This is a genomic window from Allobosea sp. (assembly GCF_035999205.1).
GTDB lineage: Bacteria > Pseudomonadota > Alphaproteobacteria > Rhizobiales > Beijerinckiaceae > Allobosea.
This window is the reverse complement of sequence record NZ_DASYHA010000025.1, coordinates 435,755-451,072: the sequence shown is the minus strand read 5'-3', so window position 1 is coordinate 451,072 and position 15,318 is coordinate 435,755. Positions and strand designations below refer to the sequence as shown.

At 66.2% G+C, this 15,318-nt stretch carries 17 protein-coding genes; 11 read left to right on the top strand and 6 right to left on the bottom strand.

Annotated elements, in window-relative coordinates; genetic code table 11:
- Window positions 1–9 precede the first annotated feature (9 nt).
- A complete protein-coding gene (locus tag VGN82_RS17590) occupies window positions 10–1,527 on the bottom strand; it encodes a sensor histidine kinase (RefSeq protein ID WP_327528332.1) in 1,518 nt (505 codons plus the stop codon).
- A gap of 188 nt (window positions 1,528–1,715) precedes the next feature.
- Here VGN82_RS17590 and VGN82_RS17585 point away from each other — a divergent pair, with 188 nt between their 5' ends.
- The 5 genes from VGN82_RS17585 (at window position 1,716) to VGN82_RS17565 (ending at window position 4,465) form a co-directional block, all read left to right on the top strand.
- Window positions 1,716–2,165, top strand: coding sequence for a thermonuclease family protein (locus VGN82_RS17585; RefSeq protein ID WP_327528331.1), 450 nt, complete (start codon window positions 1,716–1,718; stop codon window positions 2,163–2,165).
- A gap of 110 nt (window positions 2,166–2,275) precedes the next feature.
- The gene (locus tag VGN82_RS17580) at window positions 2,276–2,887 is read left to right on the top strand and encodes a glutathione S-transferase family protein (protein WP_327528330.1); all 612 of its coding nucleotides are present in this window, start codon (window positions 2,276–2,278) and stop codon (window positions 2,885–2,887) included.
- On the top strand, window positions 2,887–3,357 hold the full coding sequence (locus VGN82_RS17575; protein WP_327528329.1) for a hypothetical protein: 471 nt from the start codon (window positions 2,887–2,889) through the stop codon (window positions 3,355–3,357). Before VGN82_RS17580 ends, VGN82_RS17575 begins: the two co-directional genes overlap by 1 nt.
- Window positions 3,357–3,842 (top strand): hypothetical protein, encoded by a 486-nt coding sequence (locus VGN82_RS17570; RefSeq protein ID WP_327528328.1) that lies wholly within the window; start codon window positions 3,357–3,359, stop codon window positions 3,840–3,842. The genes VGN82_RS17575 and VGN82_RS17570 overlap by 1 nt, the downstream gene beginning before the upstream one ends.
- Window positions 3,839–4,465, top strand: a complete 627-nt coding sequence (locus VGN82_RS17565; RefSeq protein ID WP_327528327.1) for a uracil-DNA glycosylase family protein — start codon at window positions 3,839–3,841, stop codon at window positions 4,463–4,465. The genes VGN82_RS17570 and VGN82_RS17565 overlap by 4 nt, the downstream gene beginning before the upstream one ends.
- A 13-nt stretch (window positions 4,466–4,478) precedes the next feature.
- Here the strand turns inward: VGN82_RS17565 and VGN82_RS17560 are convergent, their stop codons facing one another.
- The 3 genes from VGN82_RS17560 to VGN82_RS17550 all read right to left on the bottom strand — a co-directional run bounded on the left by VGN82_RS17560 (window position 4,479) and on the right by VGN82_RS17550 (window position 7,471).
- The gene (locus VGN82_RS17560) at window positions 4,479–4,865 is read right to left on the bottom strand and encodes a hypothetical protein (RefSeq protein ID WP_327528326.1); all 387 of its coding nucleotides are present in this window, start codon (window positions 4,863–4,865) and stop codon (window positions 4,479–4,481) included.
- 157 nt (window positions 4,866–5,022) lie between these two features.
- Window positions 5,023–6,117, bottom strand: a complete 1,095-nt coding sequence (locus tag VGN82_RS17555) for a TRAP transporter substrate-binding protein (RefSeq protein WP_327528325.1) — start codon at window positions 6,115–6,117, stop codon at window positions 5,023–5,025.
- Between the two features lie 268 nt (window positions 6,118–6,385).
- Window positions 6,386–7,471, bottom strand: a complete 1,086-nt coding sequence (locus tag VGN82_RS17550) for a TRAP transporter substrate-binding protein (RefSeq protein ID WP_327528324.1) — start codon at window positions 7,469–7,471, stop codon at window positions 6,386–6,388.
- A gap of 231 nt (window positions 7,472–7,702) precedes the next feature.
- On the opposite strand from VGN82_RS17550, the gene speB reads away from it, so the two are divergent.
- Window positions 7,703–8,755 (top strand): agmatinase, encoded by a 1,053-nt coding sequence (speB, locus tag VGN82_RS17545; RefSeq protein ID WP_327528323.1) that lies wholly within the window; start codon window positions 7,703–7,705, stop codon window positions 8,753–8,755.
- A gap of 18 nt (window positions 8,756–8,773) precedes the next feature.
- Here speB and VGN82_RS17540 read toward each other — a convergent pair whose 3' ends face one another.
- Window positions 8,774–9,448 carry a spermidine synthase gene (locus tag VGN82_RS17540; RefSeq protein ID WP_327528322.1) on the bottom strand — a complete coding sequence of 225 codons (675 nt, stop codon included), beginning with the start codon at window positions 9,446–9,448 and terminating at the stop codon, window positions 8,774–8,776.
- A gap of 202 nt (window positions 9,449–9,650) precedes the next feature.
- Here VGN82_RS17540 and VGN82_RS17535 point away from each other — a divergent pair, with 202 nt between their 5' ends.
- From VGN82_RS17535 to VGN82_RS17520, 4 genes are all read left to right on the top strand, one after another.
- Window positions 9,651–10,883, top strand: coding sequence for an MFS transporter (locus VGN82_RS17535; protein ID WP_327528321.1), 1,233 nt, complete (start codon window positions 9,651–9,653; stop codon window positions 10,881–10,883).
- A gap of 201 nt (window positions 10,884–11,084) precedes the next feature.
- Entirely contained in the window at window positions 11,085–11,864 is a 780-nt protein-coding gene (locus VGN82_RS17530) for a transporter substrate-binding domain-containing protein (RefSeq protein ID WP_327528320.1), read from the top strand.
- A 68-nt stretch (window positions 11,865–11,932) separates the two neighbouring features.
- A complete protein-coding gene (locus VGN82_RS17525; RefSeq protein ID WP_327528319.1) occupies window positions 11,933–12,661 on the top strand; it encodes an ABC transporter permease in 729 nt (242 codons plus the stop codon).
- Complete coding sequence (locus VGN82_RS17520; protein WP_327528318.1) at window positions 12,658–13,374, top strand: ABC transporter permease; 717 nt, start codon at window positions 12,658–12,660, stop codon at window positions 13,372–13,374. The genes VGN82_RS17525 and VGN82_RS17520 overlap by 4 nt, the downstream gene beginning before the upstream one ends.
- A gap of 41 nt (window positions 13,375–13,415) precedes the next feature.
- Here VGN82_RS17520 and map read toward each other — a convergent pair whose 3' ends face one another.
- Window positions 13,416–14,165 carry a type I methionyl aminopeptidase gene (gene map / locus VGN82_RS17515; RefSeq protein WP_327528317.1) on the bottom strand — a complete coding sequence of 250 codons (750 nt, stop codon included), beginning with the start codon at window positions 14,163–14,165 and terminating at the stop codon, window positions 13,416–13,418.
- A 249-nt stretch (window positions 14,166–14,414) separates the two neighbouring features.
- On the opposite strand from map, the gene VGN82_RS17510 reads away from it, so the two are divergent.
- Complete coding sequence (locus tag VGN82_RS17510; protein ID WP_327528316.1) at window positions 14,415–15,281, top strand: NAD(P)-dependent oxidoreductase; 867 nt, start codon at window positions 14,415–14,417, stop codon at window positions 15,279–15,281.
- Window positions 15,282–15,318: the final 37 nt, after the last annotated feature.

The window sequence follows — 15,318 nt, the reverse complement described above, 5'->3', positions numbered from 1 at the left end:
CTCGCAATCTTAAGCTGCTCGGGTCGTCGGCTCCGGTAGCGCCGCGAGCGTGTCCATCACGCGCGCCGCGGGGAGGGTGATCGTCACCTCTGTTCCCGCGCGTGGCTTCGACTTCAGGTTGAAGCCGCCGCCATGCAAGTCGATGAGCCCCTTGACGATCGGCAGGCCGAGGCCCGAGCCCTGCTCGGCCGTCTTGATCGCCAACGAGCCGCGCCCGAAGGTCTGCAGCACGACCGGAATCTCGTCCTCGGGGATGCCGGGGCCGGTATCGGCGACCGAGACATATTGTCCGCCATTGGCGGTCCAGCCGACCTTGATGGTGATCTCGCCGCCCGGCGGCGTGAACTTGATGGCGTTCGAGAGGATGTTGAGCACGACCTGCCGGATCGCACGCTCATCGGCCCAGACCTTCGGAAGATCGGGCTCGACCGCCTCGCGGATGATCTGGCTCTTGGCCTTGGCCCGCAGGTTCAGCATGTGCCGGCAGTCTTCGGCGATGTCGGCGAGCGAGAGGGCTTCCTCGTTCAGCTCGTATTTGCCGGCCTCGATGCGCGACAGGTCGAGGATCTCGTTGATCAATTCGAGCAGGTGCTGACCCGAGCCGTGGATGTCGGCCGAGTATTCCTTGTAGGCGGCATTGGCGTGCCCGCCGAAGACCTCGTTCTTCATCACCTCAGAGAAGCCGAGGATGGCGTTCAGCGGGGTGCGCAGTTCATGGCTCATCGTGGCCAGGAAGCGCGACTTGGCGAGGTTGGCCTCTTCCGCCTTGCGCCGCGCCTCGTCGGAATTGGCATTTGCGGTTTCGAGCTCGGCGATCAGCGCGTCTTTCTCGGCCCTGAACGCGATGGTCGAAACCGAGCTGGAATAGAGCCGGTTGGCGAGGAAGACGAAGAACAGTTGCGCCGAAGCCGCCATCACGGCCGTAGTGAGGCTGTCCATGTCGGTCCGCCCCCAGAAGAAGGCCGCGATACCGATCATGATCGGCACGATGCCGGCATAGACCGCCATCGGGATCGAGGCGGCGAGCATCACCGTCAGTGCGCTGACGATGAGCAGCGTCGTGGTCACGAAGACCTTGGCGCCGGGAGCGTCGACCTTGGCGAACACCAGCAGGATCAAGGCCCAGGAGATACCGTGGAAACCTTCCGCCAGCGCGAAGCCCCGGCGCCAGCGCGCAATCCTGACATCGCCGGTATGGTGCGACAGGAAGCGCCGGCTCAGCACCACGATGATCATCGTCGCCAGCAGCACGGCGCCGATCCAGGGGGTGACCATATAGACTGGCACCCACAGACAGGCTGCGGCCGCGATGCCGATGGCCAGGACGAGCGTGCCGACCGAGCCGTTCATCCGGTACTCGGCGAAGACCCGCAGCAGCTCATGGTCGAAGGCGCGTTCCAGCCCGGTCGAGGAGGTCAGCCGTTCGCGTACGGACTTGACCTCGCGGGTGACGAGCTTGCGGCGTGCGAGGGCCGTCGGGTCCGGCCCGCGTCCACGCTGCACCTGTTCGGCCGTCACTTCAGGCATGATCGCGACGCAAGTCTCACTCTTCCTGCGCGCGGGATGCGCGACGGGCTCGCCATCATGGTCGGCAAATCGTTAAGCTCTTCCTGATGACGCGCTTCGGATTCACCCGTTCGAAACAGGGCCCCTTCGGCTGGCGACGGGTCAGCCGGCCCGTCGATATTGTCGTAGCTTTTGGAATCATTGGATTATTGGCGATCGTCGGCGCGGTGTTGCAATATCGCCTCGGCCCGGCGCGAACGTTGATTGGCGCGGCCCGGGCAATCGATGGCGATTCACTGCGGCTCGCCGGCGAAGAACTGCGGCTGCAGGGGCTCGATGCGCCGGAGTTCCGGCAGAACTGCACGGACCGCGCCGGCCGTAGCGTCGATTGCGGCAGGGCGTCGCGGCGCGCCTTGGAGGCATTGCTGTCGCAGGGCATCGTCACCTGCGAGATCGGCAAGGTCGACCGCTATGGCCGTGGCCTGGCACAGTGCCGCCAGGGCGAGACCGACATCAACGCGACGCTGGTTCGGGAGGGGCATGCCGTCGCCTATGGTGGCTATCGTGCCGAGGAGGCGCAGGCCAAGGCAGCGGGGCGCGGCATCTGGGCCTTGCAGTTCGAACGTCCGGAGACATGGCGGCGAGGGCAGGGGCGTTAGCGCTGCTGCTTGCTTCCGACGCCACACAAACATCACGAAAACCCCTGAAAGGATTGACGATCCGGCCCTCGGCATGGTCGGGTCGCGCGGCGATGGCGGAGAGAATGTCGATGAAGCTCTATGACGGCGGACGGGCGCCAAATCCGCGACGTGTGCGCATCTTCTTTGCGGAAAAGGGCGTTGCCCTGCCTGAGATCGTGCCCGTCGATATCGCGAAGAAGGAGCACAAAAGCGAGGCCTTCACGAAGCTCAATCCTGCCCAGCGGCTGCCTGTCATGGTGCTCGACGACGGCACGGCGCTCGCCGAGACGATCGCGATCTGCCGCTATGTCGAAAGCCTGCATCCGCAGCCCCCGCTCTTCGGCAAGGATGCCAAGGAGCAGGCGCTGATCGAGATGTGGAACCGGCGCATCGAGCTTGGGCTGTTCTCGTCGGTCTCGGCCGTGTTCCGCCACTCTCACCCCTCGATGGCGGAGCTCGAGGAGCAGGTTCCGGAATGGGCCGAGGCCAACCGCGAGCAGATCGACGACCATCTCTGGATCCTCGAGCTGCAGCTCGCCGGGAACCGCCATCTCTGCGGCGAGGACCTGACGGTCGCAGACATCACCGCCGGCATCGCCATCGATTTCATGAAGCCCTCGCGCATTCCGCTGCCGGAGGATTTCGTCCATATCCGGCGCTGGCATGCCGAGCTCTCGGCCCGGCCGAGCTGGAAGGCCTGATGCGAGCCGCCATCTTTCTCCTGGCGGTGTTCGCTGCCCTGCCGCAACCGGCCCGGGCGGTCGACAAGCTCGACGGCGAGGCGATCCGGCGCGCCTTCGAAGGCAACACCGTCAGCGGCCGCTACACCAATGGCGGCTTCTTCACCGAGTATCACGACCCCGATGGCCGTGCGCTCGGCCATAATGGCTGGCAGCCCAATCGCGATGCCTGCTGGACCACGCGGGCCGACCAGGTCTGTTACTATTACGGTCCGCAAAGCGACCGCACGGTGCATTGCTTCACGGTCGAACTCAGCCGCGACCTTTACGTCCTGCGCAATACCGGCAACGGACGGATCAATGCACTCGCCTCGGTCGAGCCGGGCAATCCGCGCAAGCATGGCGACCATGGCGAGTCCTGGTATTGCGACGGCCTGATCTCGAAGGCGCCCGAGCCGCTGATGTCGCGCCGGCGCGTCGCTTCACGCTGATGTTGGCCGGGATCGCGGTCGCGGCCGTGCTCGCGGCTGCCGTCATGACCGGTGTTGCCGTCCAGGCGGCCGAGCGGCTCGACGGCGAGGCCATCCGCCGCGCCTTCGAGGGCAACACGGTGGCAGGGCGTTACTCGGGCACGAACCTGCCCTTCAGCGAGCATCACCACCCCGATGGCCGCGCCACCGGCCACAATCGCAATGTTCCCAATCGCGACGCCTGCTGGACGACGACGGCCGACGCCGTCTGCTACTATTACGGCCCGCGCGAAAGCCGCCGGACCTACTGCTTCACGGTCGAGCGCAGTGGCCGGCTCTATGTCCTTCGCAGTCGGCCGAGCGGCCGCATCAACGGCATGGCGACGGTCGGGCCCGGCGATCCGGAGGGTGCCAGCGCGGGCCCTGTGAGCTGGTCCTGTGATGGCCTGATCTCTCAGGCTCCCGGTCGCTTCCGTCCGGGTCACCCGCATCTGGCGAGGCGATGAGCGAGCGCGAAGCCCTCGATACGGTCCTGCGCGAACTGCGGGCCTGCCGGATCTGCCGCGACGCGCCGCTCTACCTGCCGCCGCTGCCTCATCAGCCGCGGCCGGTCATCCAGGCGTCGGAGACGGCGCGGCTGTGCATCGCCGGGCAGGCGCCGGGGACGCGCGTTCATGCCAGCGGGTGGCCCTTTACGGACCCCTCCGGCGTGCGGCTGCGCAGCTGGCTCGGCCTCGACGAGACCGTCTTCTACGACGCATCGAAGGTCGCGATCGTGCCGATGGGCCATTGCTTCCCGGGGCTCGATGCCAAGGGAGGCGACAAGCCACCGCGCCGCGAATGCGCGCCGACATGGCGGGCGCGAGTTTTTGCGGGGATGCCGAAGGTCGAGCTCGTGCTCGCGATCGGCCGCTATGCCCAGGCCTGGCATCTCGGGTCGGGTTCCGGCGCAAACCTCTCCGCCACGGTCAGCGATTGGCGCGCGATCTTCGAGCGGTCGGGGCATCCGCGGATCTTGCCGCTGCCGCATCCGTCCTGGCGCAACAACGCCTGGCTGAAGCGCAATCCGTGGTTCGACGACGAGCTCGTGCCGGTCTTGCGTCGCGAGGTCGCGCGCCTGGTCGGCTGACGTCGGGCCGGGGTCAGCGGTACTGATAGCTGCCGGAATCGAGGTTGCGGTCGACCTGTCCGCGCACGCGCACGACCGTGCGCACCGGGCCGAGCCCGCTTTCGCCGCGCCCTTCGAGCTGGACAAGCGCCCCGGCCGAGGAGCCGTAGCCGTTCTGCGAGCTCTTGCCGAAATCGACGCGCGCTGAGCCGCCGGCCCGCACGCAAAACGAGGAGCCCTCGACCCGCACAAAGCCGGGGCCGTATTCGGGGCAGGGCCGTGCTGCTTGCGGTTCTGCGCGGGCCGGCTTCGGCCGTTCCTTGGCGGGGCCGCGCCCCGGCAAGGGTTCGCCGATCGACTGGGCCTGGGCGGAGGCGGCGGTCAGGAGGGCGATGAAGGCGGAGCCGGCAAGACGAAGCATGGGGCAAATCCGGAGGGTGAACCGAGAGCCTATGAGCAGGCAGCAAAAAGGCGCGACCAAGGCTGCGAGCATACGCATCCGGCCCGCAACGGAAAACCCCGGCCTCGCGGCCGGGGTGGGTTCCAGTTGTGCCGCAGAAGCGGCCGGTCGCTCCTTTTCAGAGCTGGTTGGCCGCGCGAGCGCGGATCACGAAGTTGTCGTAGGTGTACTCAGCGATTTGGAACCAGAGATATTCGTCGCCGCGGAAGGCCGACATTGCGTCATAGACTTTCTTGAAGGCGTGGTTCTTGGCCGAGGTCTCCGCATAGACCTCCTTGGACGCCTTGAGGCAGGCTTCCAGGATCTCCTGCGAGAACGGCCGCAGCTGCGCGCCGGCACCGACGAGGCGCTTCAGCGCGCCCGGATTGCGGGCGTCGTACTTGGCCTGCATGTCGACATTGGCAAGCGCCGCGGCGGTCGTCAGGACCGATTTGTAGGTCTTCGGCAGCGCATCCCATTTCGCGGTGTTGATGAAGAAGTGCAGTGCTGCGCCGCCCTCCCACCAGCCCGGATAGTAGTAGAACGGCGCGACCTTGTTGAAGCCGAGCTTCTCGTCATCGGCGGGGCCGACCCATTCGGCGGCGTCGATCGTGCCCTTCTCGAGCGCTGGGTAGATGTCGCCGCCGGCGATCTGCTGCGGCACCACGCCAAGCTTGGACATGACCTGCCCGGCGAAGCCGCCGATGCGCATCTTCACGCCCTGGAGGTCGGCGACGGTCTTGATCTCCTTGCGGAACCAGCCGCCCATCTGGCAGCCGGTGTTGCCGCCCGGAAGCGCGTAGATGTTGTAGGATTTGAAGAATTCGTTGAGCAGCTCGTTGCCGCCACCATGATAGAACCAGGCGTTCTGCTGGCGCGCGTTGAGCCCGAACGGCACCGCCGTGCCGAAGGCGAAGGTCGGGTCCTTGCCGACATAGTAGTAGGATGCCGTGTGGCACATCTCGACGGTGCCATTGGTGACGGCATCGGCCGCCTGGAGGCCGGGAACGATTTCGCCGGCCGCGAAGACCTGGATCTGGAACTTGCCGTCGGTGGCCTCCGAAACGGCCTTGGAGAGAACCTCGGACGCGCCATAGATCGTATCGAGCGATTTCGGGAAGGAGGAGGTCACCCGCCACCTGACCTCCGGCGCCGCCTGGGCGATGGCCGGGCTTGCGATCACGCCGGCGGCCGCGCCTGCACCCGCGACTTTCATGAATTGACGACGCTTCATTCCGTCTCCTCCCCTGGAGTGCTTTCGCGCGTCGGTTTTGGCTCCGAACGTCACGATTCTGTCAGAAAAGCAGGTTTGCAACACAACGCAAGAGGAAAATGCATGTCTATCATGCGTAAAACGCATGATTCGACGGGTGACGAAACGTCGGATCGGCGCTGGGCGCGGGATCGCCTTTTGCTGGCCCTCGTCGCAACGAAAAAAGCCCGGCCGAAGCCGGGCTTTGAACGGAGGCTGGACCGGCGCCGCGAAGGCGCCGGGATCAGGCTCAGCGTGCGCGCGAACGCACCTGGAAGACGTCGAAGGAGAGCTCCGCCACCTGCCACCAGAGGTACTGGTCGCCGCGGAAGGCCGCCATCGCGTCGATCGCCTTCTTGAAGTCGGGGTTCTTGGCCGAGATCTCGCCGTAGAGCTCGTTCGAGGCCTTGAGGCAGGCCTCCAGGATCTCCTGCGAGAACGGGCGCAGCTGCGTGCCGGCGCCGACAAGGCGCTTCAGCGCCGGCGGGTTCACCACGTCGTAGCGCGCGGCCATGATCGTGTTGGCATAGTTGCAGGCTGCGGTCAGCGCGGCCTGATAGGCCTTCGGCAGCGCGTTCCACTTCTCCAGGTTAACGAAGGCGTGGACGCAGGGACCACCCTCCCAGAAGCCCGGATAGTAGTAGTACGGCGCAACCTTGGAGAAGCCGAGCTTCTCGTCGTCATAGGGACCGACCCATTCGGCACCGTCGATCGTGCCCTTCTCGAGCGCCGGGTAGATGTCGCCGCCGCCGATCTGCTGCGGCACCACGCCGAGCTTGGCGAGGACCTGGCCGGCGATGCCGCCGATGCGCATCTTCAGGCCCTGCAGGTCGGCGACCGTCTTGATCTCCTTGCGGAACCAGCCGCCCATCTGGGCGCCGGTGTTGCCGCAGGGCAGGCCGTAGATGTTGAACTTCTTGTAGAACTCGTTGAACAGGTCGTTGCCGCCGCCCTGGAACAGCCAGGCGTTCTGGCCGCGCGCATTCAGGCCGAACGGCACCGAAGCGGCGATCGCGAAAGTCGGGTCCTTGCCGACATAGTAGTAGGACACCGTGTGGCACATCTCGACGGTGCCGTTGGTCACGGCGTCGGCCGCCTGCAGCGCCGGAACGATTTCGCCGGCCGCGAAGACCTGGATCTGGAACTTTCCGTCGGTCAGCTCGGAGACCATCTTGGCCATGACCTCGGCGCCGCCATAGATCGTGTCGAGCGACTTCGGAAAGCTCGATGCCAGGCGCCACTTCACCTCGGGGGTCGACTGCGCGACGGCCGGGGAGGCGATCGCGGCGGCGGCGGCACCGGCGGTGGCGGTCTGGATAAACTGACGGCGCTTCATACTGGGCATCTCCTCGATCTGCCTCGGATGTCCGGGCGTTGTGGCTGTGGGAGGCGGTTCGGCCGCGCTCGCCGATCATTCATACTTGCTTGGCCTTCTAGACGAGCGGCTCGCCGATCGCGAGGACTTTCAACGTTATGGCCTGAGACTTTCGGCTAGTGCCGGCGCATGCTTTCGCCGCCTCGGCAAGCTCGGCTACAAGGGTGTTCGCTGCACATCAGGGGACGAAGCATGGATCACCACAAGCTCGAGCGGCTGAGGGCGCGCTATGCCGGCGCCAGCGGCGCCGACATCCACGATCCGCGCTTCGCCAAGGTCGCGGCCGACCAGTTCAAGGGCGACAAGCGCAAATGGCCGTTCTCGGACGTCGCGACCTTCATCAGCGCGCCCTATCGCCCGGACGCCTTGACCAGTCCCGATCTCGGCGGGCTCGACGTCGCGATCATCGGCCTGCCGATGGATCTTGGCGTCACCAACCGCGCGGGCACGCGGCTCGGCCCGCGTGCCGTGCGTGCCGTCGAACGCATGGGGCCGATGGATCATGTCCTGGGGACGGCACCTTTCGGCATGCTCAAGGCCGCCGATATCGGCGATGTGCCCTTTCGCTCGCGCTATTCGCTGGAGAGTTGCCACGAGGATATCGAGGCGACCTTCAAGACCATCGTCGCCGCTGGCGTCTCGCCGCTGGCGGTCGGCGGCGACCATTCGATCACCTATCCGATCCTCAAGGCGATCGGGGCGAAGCGGCCCGTCGGCATGGTCCATATCGACGCCCATTGCGACACTTCGGGGCCCTATGAGGGCTCGAAGTTCCATCACGGCGGACCGTTCCGGCAGGCGGTGCTCGACGGCGTGCTCGACCCGGAACGTGTGATCCAGATCGGGATCAGGGGCGGCGCCGAGTACCTCTGGGAGTTCTCCTACGAGTCCGGCATGACCGTGATCCACGCCAATGAGGTCGATGATCTCGGCATCGAGGCCGTCATCGCGAAGGCGCGCGCCGTGATCGGCGACGGCCCGACCTACGTCTCCTTCGATGTCGATTCGCTCGACCCTGCCTTTGCACCTGGCACCGGCACGCCCGAGATCGGCGGCCTGACGCCGCGCGAGGCACTGGCGATTCTGCGGGGACTGAAGGGTGCCGACATCGTCGGCGCCGACGTCGTCGAGGTCGCCCCGCAATATGACGCGACCTCGAACACCGCCCAATGCGCGGCGCAGGTCCTCTTCACCGAGCTCTGCCTGATCGCCGAGGCGCGGGCCTTGGGGAAGGGCCGGCCATAGGGGGAACGGGACGGCGCGTCAGCCTTTGCGCGCCAGCCAGATGATGTGGCGCGCCCCGCTGCGGCCGCGATGGGCGCGGACCATCACCTCCTCGACGCCAAAGCCGGCCTGCCGAAGGCGCTGCGTGAAGCGCCGGTCGGGTCCTTGCGACCAGACGGCGAGGGTGCCGCCGGGGCGCAGCGCTGCCTTCGCAGCGCCGAGCCCACCGTCGTCGTAGAGCCGATCATTCGCAGCGACGGTCAGTCCATCCGGACCATTGTCGACATCGAGCAGGATGGCATCATAGCGCCCCGTGCCCTCGGCGATGACCTGCGCGACATCCTTATCCACGATGGTCACGCGAGGATCGTCGAGGCAGCCGGCAAAAAGCTCCGCCATCGGCCCGCGCGCCCAGGCGACGACGGCCGGAACGAGTTCCGACACCGTGATCTCGGCATCGGCACCAAAGCTTGCGAGCGCCGCGCGCAAGGTGAAGCCCATGCCGAGCCCGCCGATCAGGATGCGCGGCTTGGGCCGGCCGGCGAGCCGCGTGGCGACGAGGGTTGCGAGCGCCTCCTCCGAACCGCTCAGGCGGCTGTTCATCAATTCGATCGCGCCGAGCATGATCGAGAACTCGGCGCCGCGCCGCTTCAGCCGCAATTCGGGACCGGCGCCCGGAGAGGTGGCGGTGTCGAGCTGGATCCACGGAATCACGAATGGGTCTCGGTTCAGGGGAGGGCTCCGCCCTCCGGGAATGGCGCATCTGCCTCCTGTATAGCGCCTGCCTTGAACCCATGCAGGAAAATCATGCCGACGCTCCTCACGTCGTGTTGATCTGACGCAATCCGCATGGCTATGCCATCTTGTTGCATCGCAGCGAAATTGCTGCGTCGCCAAAGATGGACCTCCTATCCCTATGACTCTCGCGACGAACGACACCGACCTCGGCGCATCCGCCTCTGGGCAGGCGAAGGCCCGCCCGGATGCCCATGTCGGGCTGGTCCTGTTCGCGCTGGCGATGGGGGGCTTCGCGATCGGGACCACCGAATTCGCGGTGATGAGCCTCGTGCCCTATTTCTCAGCGGGGCTGGGCATCGACGAGCCGACGGCGGGGCATGTCATCAGCGCCTACGCGCTGGGGGTCGTCGTCGGAGCGCCGGTCATCGCTGTGCTGGCGGCGCGGCTGTCGCGCCGGACGCTGCTGATCGGTCTGATGGCGGTGTTCGGAATCGCCAATCTCCTGAGCGCGCTCGCGCCGAGCTATGGCTGGATGCTCCTGTTCCGTTTCCTCAGTGGCCTGCCGCACGGCGCCTATTTCGGCGTCGCCGCGCTGGTCGCGGCCTCGCTGTCCGCGCCGAATCGCCGGGCCCAGGCGGTCGCGCGCGTCATGCTGGGGCTGACGGTGGCGACCATCATCGGCGTGCCCTTCGCCAACTGGTTGGGCCAGGCGCTTGGCTGGCGCTGGGGTTTTGGCATCGTCGCCCTGCTGGCGCTGCTGACGATGGGGCTGGTCTACGCCTTTGCGCCGCGTGACAAGGTCGAGCCCGGTGCGAGCCCCCTACGTGAACTCGGCGCACTCAAGTGCCGGCAAGTCTGGCTGACCCTGGCTATCGGCGCGATCGGCTTCGGCGGCATGTTCGCGGTCTACACCTATGTCGCCTCGACGCTGATGGAGGTGACGCAGGTCGCGCCGTCGGTGGTGCCTGCCGTGCTCTGCATCTTCGGCCTCGGGCTGACGGCGGGGACGCTGGCTGGCGCCTGGGCCGCCGACAGGGCGCTGATGCCGTCCATCGGCGGCATGCTGCTCTGGACTGCCGCTGCGTTGGCGCTATTTCCCTTCGCCGCCGGCAATATCTGGACGGCATCGATCGTGATCTTCCTGATCGGCACCAGCGGCGGCCTTGGCGCCATGCTGCAGACGCGGCTGATGGATGTCGCCGAGGATGCGCAAACCCTGGCCGCTGCGCTCAATCACTCGGCCTTCAATACGGCCAATGCGCTTGGCCCCTGGCTCGGCGGCATGGCGATCGCTGCCGGATATGGCTGGACCTCGACCGGCTGGGTCGGCACGGCGCTGGCGCTGGGCGGCTTCGCGATCTGGATCCTGGCCGTGCTCGATGACCGCTTCGGGGCAAAGAAGCGTCGCTGATCGCGCCCGGCATACGGCCCGTCGCGGCTCGTTCACCCGCCCAATCACCTCCTCGAACGGCTTGCTGAATAATTCGGCGTGCCGGCTCAGAAAAGCTGCGAGCCCCCACTTGCGGCCAGGGCACGGCTTCGCCCAATCTGTGGGCAGAGCCGGTGATGGGAAGAGGGAAAACCTGCCCGGCCGAATCCTGTGGGAGGTCCTATGAACGGTTTCGCACGCTTGATCACCGCCGCCCTTTTGACGGCAGTCGGAGCCACGGGCGCCCTGGCACAGGCTAAGGAGTGGAAGGAGATCCGGATCGGCACCGAAGGCGCCTATCCCCCCTTTAACAACCTGAACGCCAAAAAGGAGCTGGAAGGCTTCGAAATCGACTACGGCAACCTGCTCTGCGAGCGCATGAAGGTGAAATGCACCTGGGTCGTGCAGGACTGGGACGGCATTATCCCGGCGCTGCTCTCGAACAAGTACGACATCATCATCGCCGGCATGAACGCCACCGACGAACGCAAGAAGCGCGTCGATTTCACGACGGTCTACACCAAGACGCCGATCTGGATCATCGGGCCGAAGACGACGACCTCGACCGACGTTTCGCCGGCTGCGCTGAAGGGCAAGGCGATCGGCGTGCAGGGCTCGACCGTTCATTCCAACTTCGTTGAGAAGGTCTACAAGGATTCGACCGCGCGGCCCTATCCGACGCAGGAAGAGGCCAACCTCGACCTGCTCAACGGGCGCCTCGACTACATCATCGCGGACTCGCTTTCGCTGGAGGATTTCCTCAACGGCAAGGGCAAGGACTGCTGCAAGCAGATTGGCGTCATCGAGCGTGACCCGGCGATCCACGGCCCCGGCGTCGGCGGCGCGGTGCGCAAGGACGACACGGCGCTGAAGGCGCTTTTCGACAAGGCGATCGCCGAGACCATCGCCGACGGCTCACACAAGAAGATCGCCGACAAGTACTTCAAGATCCCAATCCTCTGAACTGATCGCCCTCGCAGGACTGGCGCGTGATCCGCGCGCCAGTCCGCCTTTGAGACCCGGGGCGGTTCATGCTCGACAAATTCGCTTTGCTTGGCTTCGGCGATGGCGGCTGGGGGCTCGCGCTTCTCGGCGGCGCCGCCATCACCATCTCGATAGCGCTCGCGACGCTGCCCTTCGGCCTTGCGCTCGGCCTGCTGGTCGCCCTGGGCAAGCGCTCTAGCAATGTCGTTCTTCGTGGCCTCGCGACCGGCTATACGACGGTGTTTCGCGGCGTTCCCGAACTCCTGACGCTCTACATCATCTATTTTGGCCTGCCGCTGCTGGTCCAGGAGTCCTTCCGGCTGCTCGGCGCTTCCGGCACGGTGGCGCTGCCACCTTTCGTCGCCGGCATGGTTGCGCTCGGCGTCGTGCTTTCCGCCTTCTCGAGCGAGGTCTGGGTCGGAGCGCTGAATGCGATTCCGAAGGGGCAGCGCGAGGCCGCTGCCGCTCTGGGGCTGCACAAGGGCCAGGCCTTTCGCCTTGTCGTGCTGCCGCAGCTTATCCGCGTTGCGCTGCCCGGGCTCGGCAACAACTGGATGGTTCTCCTCAAGGAGACCTCTTTGGTCTCGGTCATCACCCTGCCGGACATCATGTTCATCACCACACGAGCCAATGTCGCGACCAAGGAGCCATTCCTGTTCTTCGGCGCTGCGATGGTGATCTATTTCGCCTTCTCCCTGGTCTCCGCCTGGGTCGTCGGCCGCATGGAGGCCCGTGCCAATCGCGGCTTCGCGGCCTTTGGGGGCGCAACCCGATGAATTGGTGCGAATATCCGGGCTGGCTCGTCGGCAGCGAAGTCTTCCAGAACTATGGCTGCCGCATGTTCAGCGGTCTCTGGATGACGCTCGAACTGGTGGCGATCTCGGTGACGCTCGGCTTCGTGCTCGCCATCGGCCTCGCCGTCGCGCGGCTCTACGGGCCGAAATGGGCACAAGCCGCGATCAATGGCTACACCACGTTCTTCCGTGGCACGCCGCTGCTCTGCCAGCTCTTCCTGGTCTATTACGGCCTCGGACAGTTCCGCGTCTTCTGGACCGATCTCGGGCTCTGGTGGTTCTTTCGCGAGCCGTTCTACTGCGCGCTCCTGACCTTCGTGATCAACACCGCCGCCTATCAGGCGGAGATCCTGCGCGGCGCCATCCAGTCGGTCCCGCGCGGCCAGTTCGAGGGCGCGCTCGCGCTCGGCCTGCACCGCTGGGCGACTTTGCGGCATGTCGTCATGCCGCAGGCGATGATCCTGGCGCTGCGCCCGCTCGGCAACGAGTTGATCGTGATGATCAAGTCCAGCGCTGTCGCCTCGCTGGTGACGCTCTACGATCTGATGGGCGCGACCAAGCTTGCATTCTCGCGCTCCTTCGACCTCTCGATCTACCTCTATGCGGCCTTGATCTACCTGCTGCTCGTCGAGGTCGTCAGGCGCGTCTGGGACCGGCTGGAGCTCAGGCTGACGCGACACATGGCGCTGCGCTGACCTGCGTCATTCTCGGGGCGAGCCCGAGCATGACACCGCGCTCACGCCGGCAGCGTCAGGATCAGGGCGCCGTTGGCGGTCGCGACGACGGTGTGTTCGTACTGGACGGTTGGTGCGCGCGGCTCGCCGTAGAGCGTCCAGGGATCGTCGCCGTTCTCGGCCCAGTTCGCCCCGAGCGACAGGAAAGGCTCGATCGTGAAGACGAGCCCCTTCTGCATCACCCGGCGCTCGGAGCGGTCCGGCCAGGTCGCGAGCTCGGTCGGCTCCTCGTGCAGCGAGCGCCCGACTCCGTGGCTCGCGAGGTTGCGGACCAGCGTATAGCCGTTCTTCTCGGCAAAGCGGCCGACGGCCTGTCCGATGCCGGCGAGCGGCTTGCCGGCTCCGACCTGTCCGATGCCGGCCCAGAGCGCGCGGCGCCCGTCGCGGCACAGCCTTTCGGTCCTGCGGGCGACCGGCGGCACCGCGAACGATGCGCCGGTATCCGAGAAGAAGCCGTTCTTCTCGGCGGAGACGTCGATGTTCACGAGGTCGCCGACTTCGATCCGCCGCTTGCCGGGAATGCCATGCGCGATCTCGTCATTGACGCTGATGCAGGTGGCGCCGGGAAAATCATAGGCGAGTTCCGGCGCAGACCGCGCGCCGGCCCGCTCCAGCAGGGTGCGGCCGATCTGGTCGAGCTCGCCGGTCGTCATGCCCGGCTCGATCGCCTTTCCCATGGCCGCCAGCGTATCGGCGACGATGCGGCCGATCTCCTGCAGGGCCTTGAGTTCATCCTCGTTGGATATCGTCATGGTCAGACGCCGTAGAGCATCGGCCCGAAAAGAGGAATGCGGTTTTCGGGATCAGCCGATGCAAGAACAAGGGGAGGGACCATCTGACTGAATGCGATGTCAGGCCAGATGATCCGACCGCTTCGCGCGCTCGTCATGATGGTCGACGCATCGGCGCGCATATGCGCCGTCGCAGGAGCGCTCCTTCCCACTCGACCTGCCGCAGGCTAAAGCGCTTTGCGATACCCAAGAAATCAAGCGGAGCGAAGCATGGCCAAAGTCGCGTTCATCGGTCTCGGCGTCATGGGTTACCCCATGGCAGGTCACCTCAAGGCCAAGGGGCATGAGGTCACGGTCTACAACCGTAATCCGACGAAGGCGCAGGCCTGGGTCGCGCAGCATGCCGGCGTCTCGGCGCCAACCCCTGCGGATGCGGCGCGCGGCCAGGAGATCGTCTTCGCCTGCGTTGGCAATGACGATGATCTGCGCTCCGTGACGTTGGGCGAGCAGGGCGCCTTCGCAGGCATGGCAAAGGGCGCGATCTTCGTCGACCACACCACGGCCTCGGCCAATGTCGCTCGTGAGCTCGACGCGGCGGCGAAGGCCGGCGGTTTCGGCTTCGTCGATGCCCCGGTGTCGGGCGGCCAGGCCGGCGCCGAGAACGGCGTTCTGACGGTGATGTGCGGTGGCGCGCCGGAGGTTTACGCCCGCGCCGAGCCGGTGATCGCGTCCTATGCCCGCATGTGCAAGCTGATGGGCCCGGCCGGTTCCGGCCAGCTCACCAAGATGGTCAACCAGATCTGCATCGCCGGCCTCGTCCAGGCGCTGTCCGAGGGCGTGCATTTCGCCAAGCGGGCTGGGCTCGACGTCGAGGCGATGCTGGAGGTGATCTCGAAGGGCGCCGCCGGCTCCTGGCAGATGGAGAACCGCGGCAAGACGATGAATGCCGACAAGTTCGACTTCGGCTTCGCCGTCGACTGGATGCGCAAGGACCTCGGCATCGTGCTCGACGAGGCGCGCGGGAACGGCGCGCGCCTGCCGGTCACCGCGCTGGTCGACCAGTTCTATGCCGACGTGCAGAAGCTCGGCGGCGGCCGCTGGGACACTTCGAGCCTGCTCAAGCGCCTGGAAGGCTGAGCGGAAGGCGCCAGCCGTTAGTGCTGTCCGAGCCGCA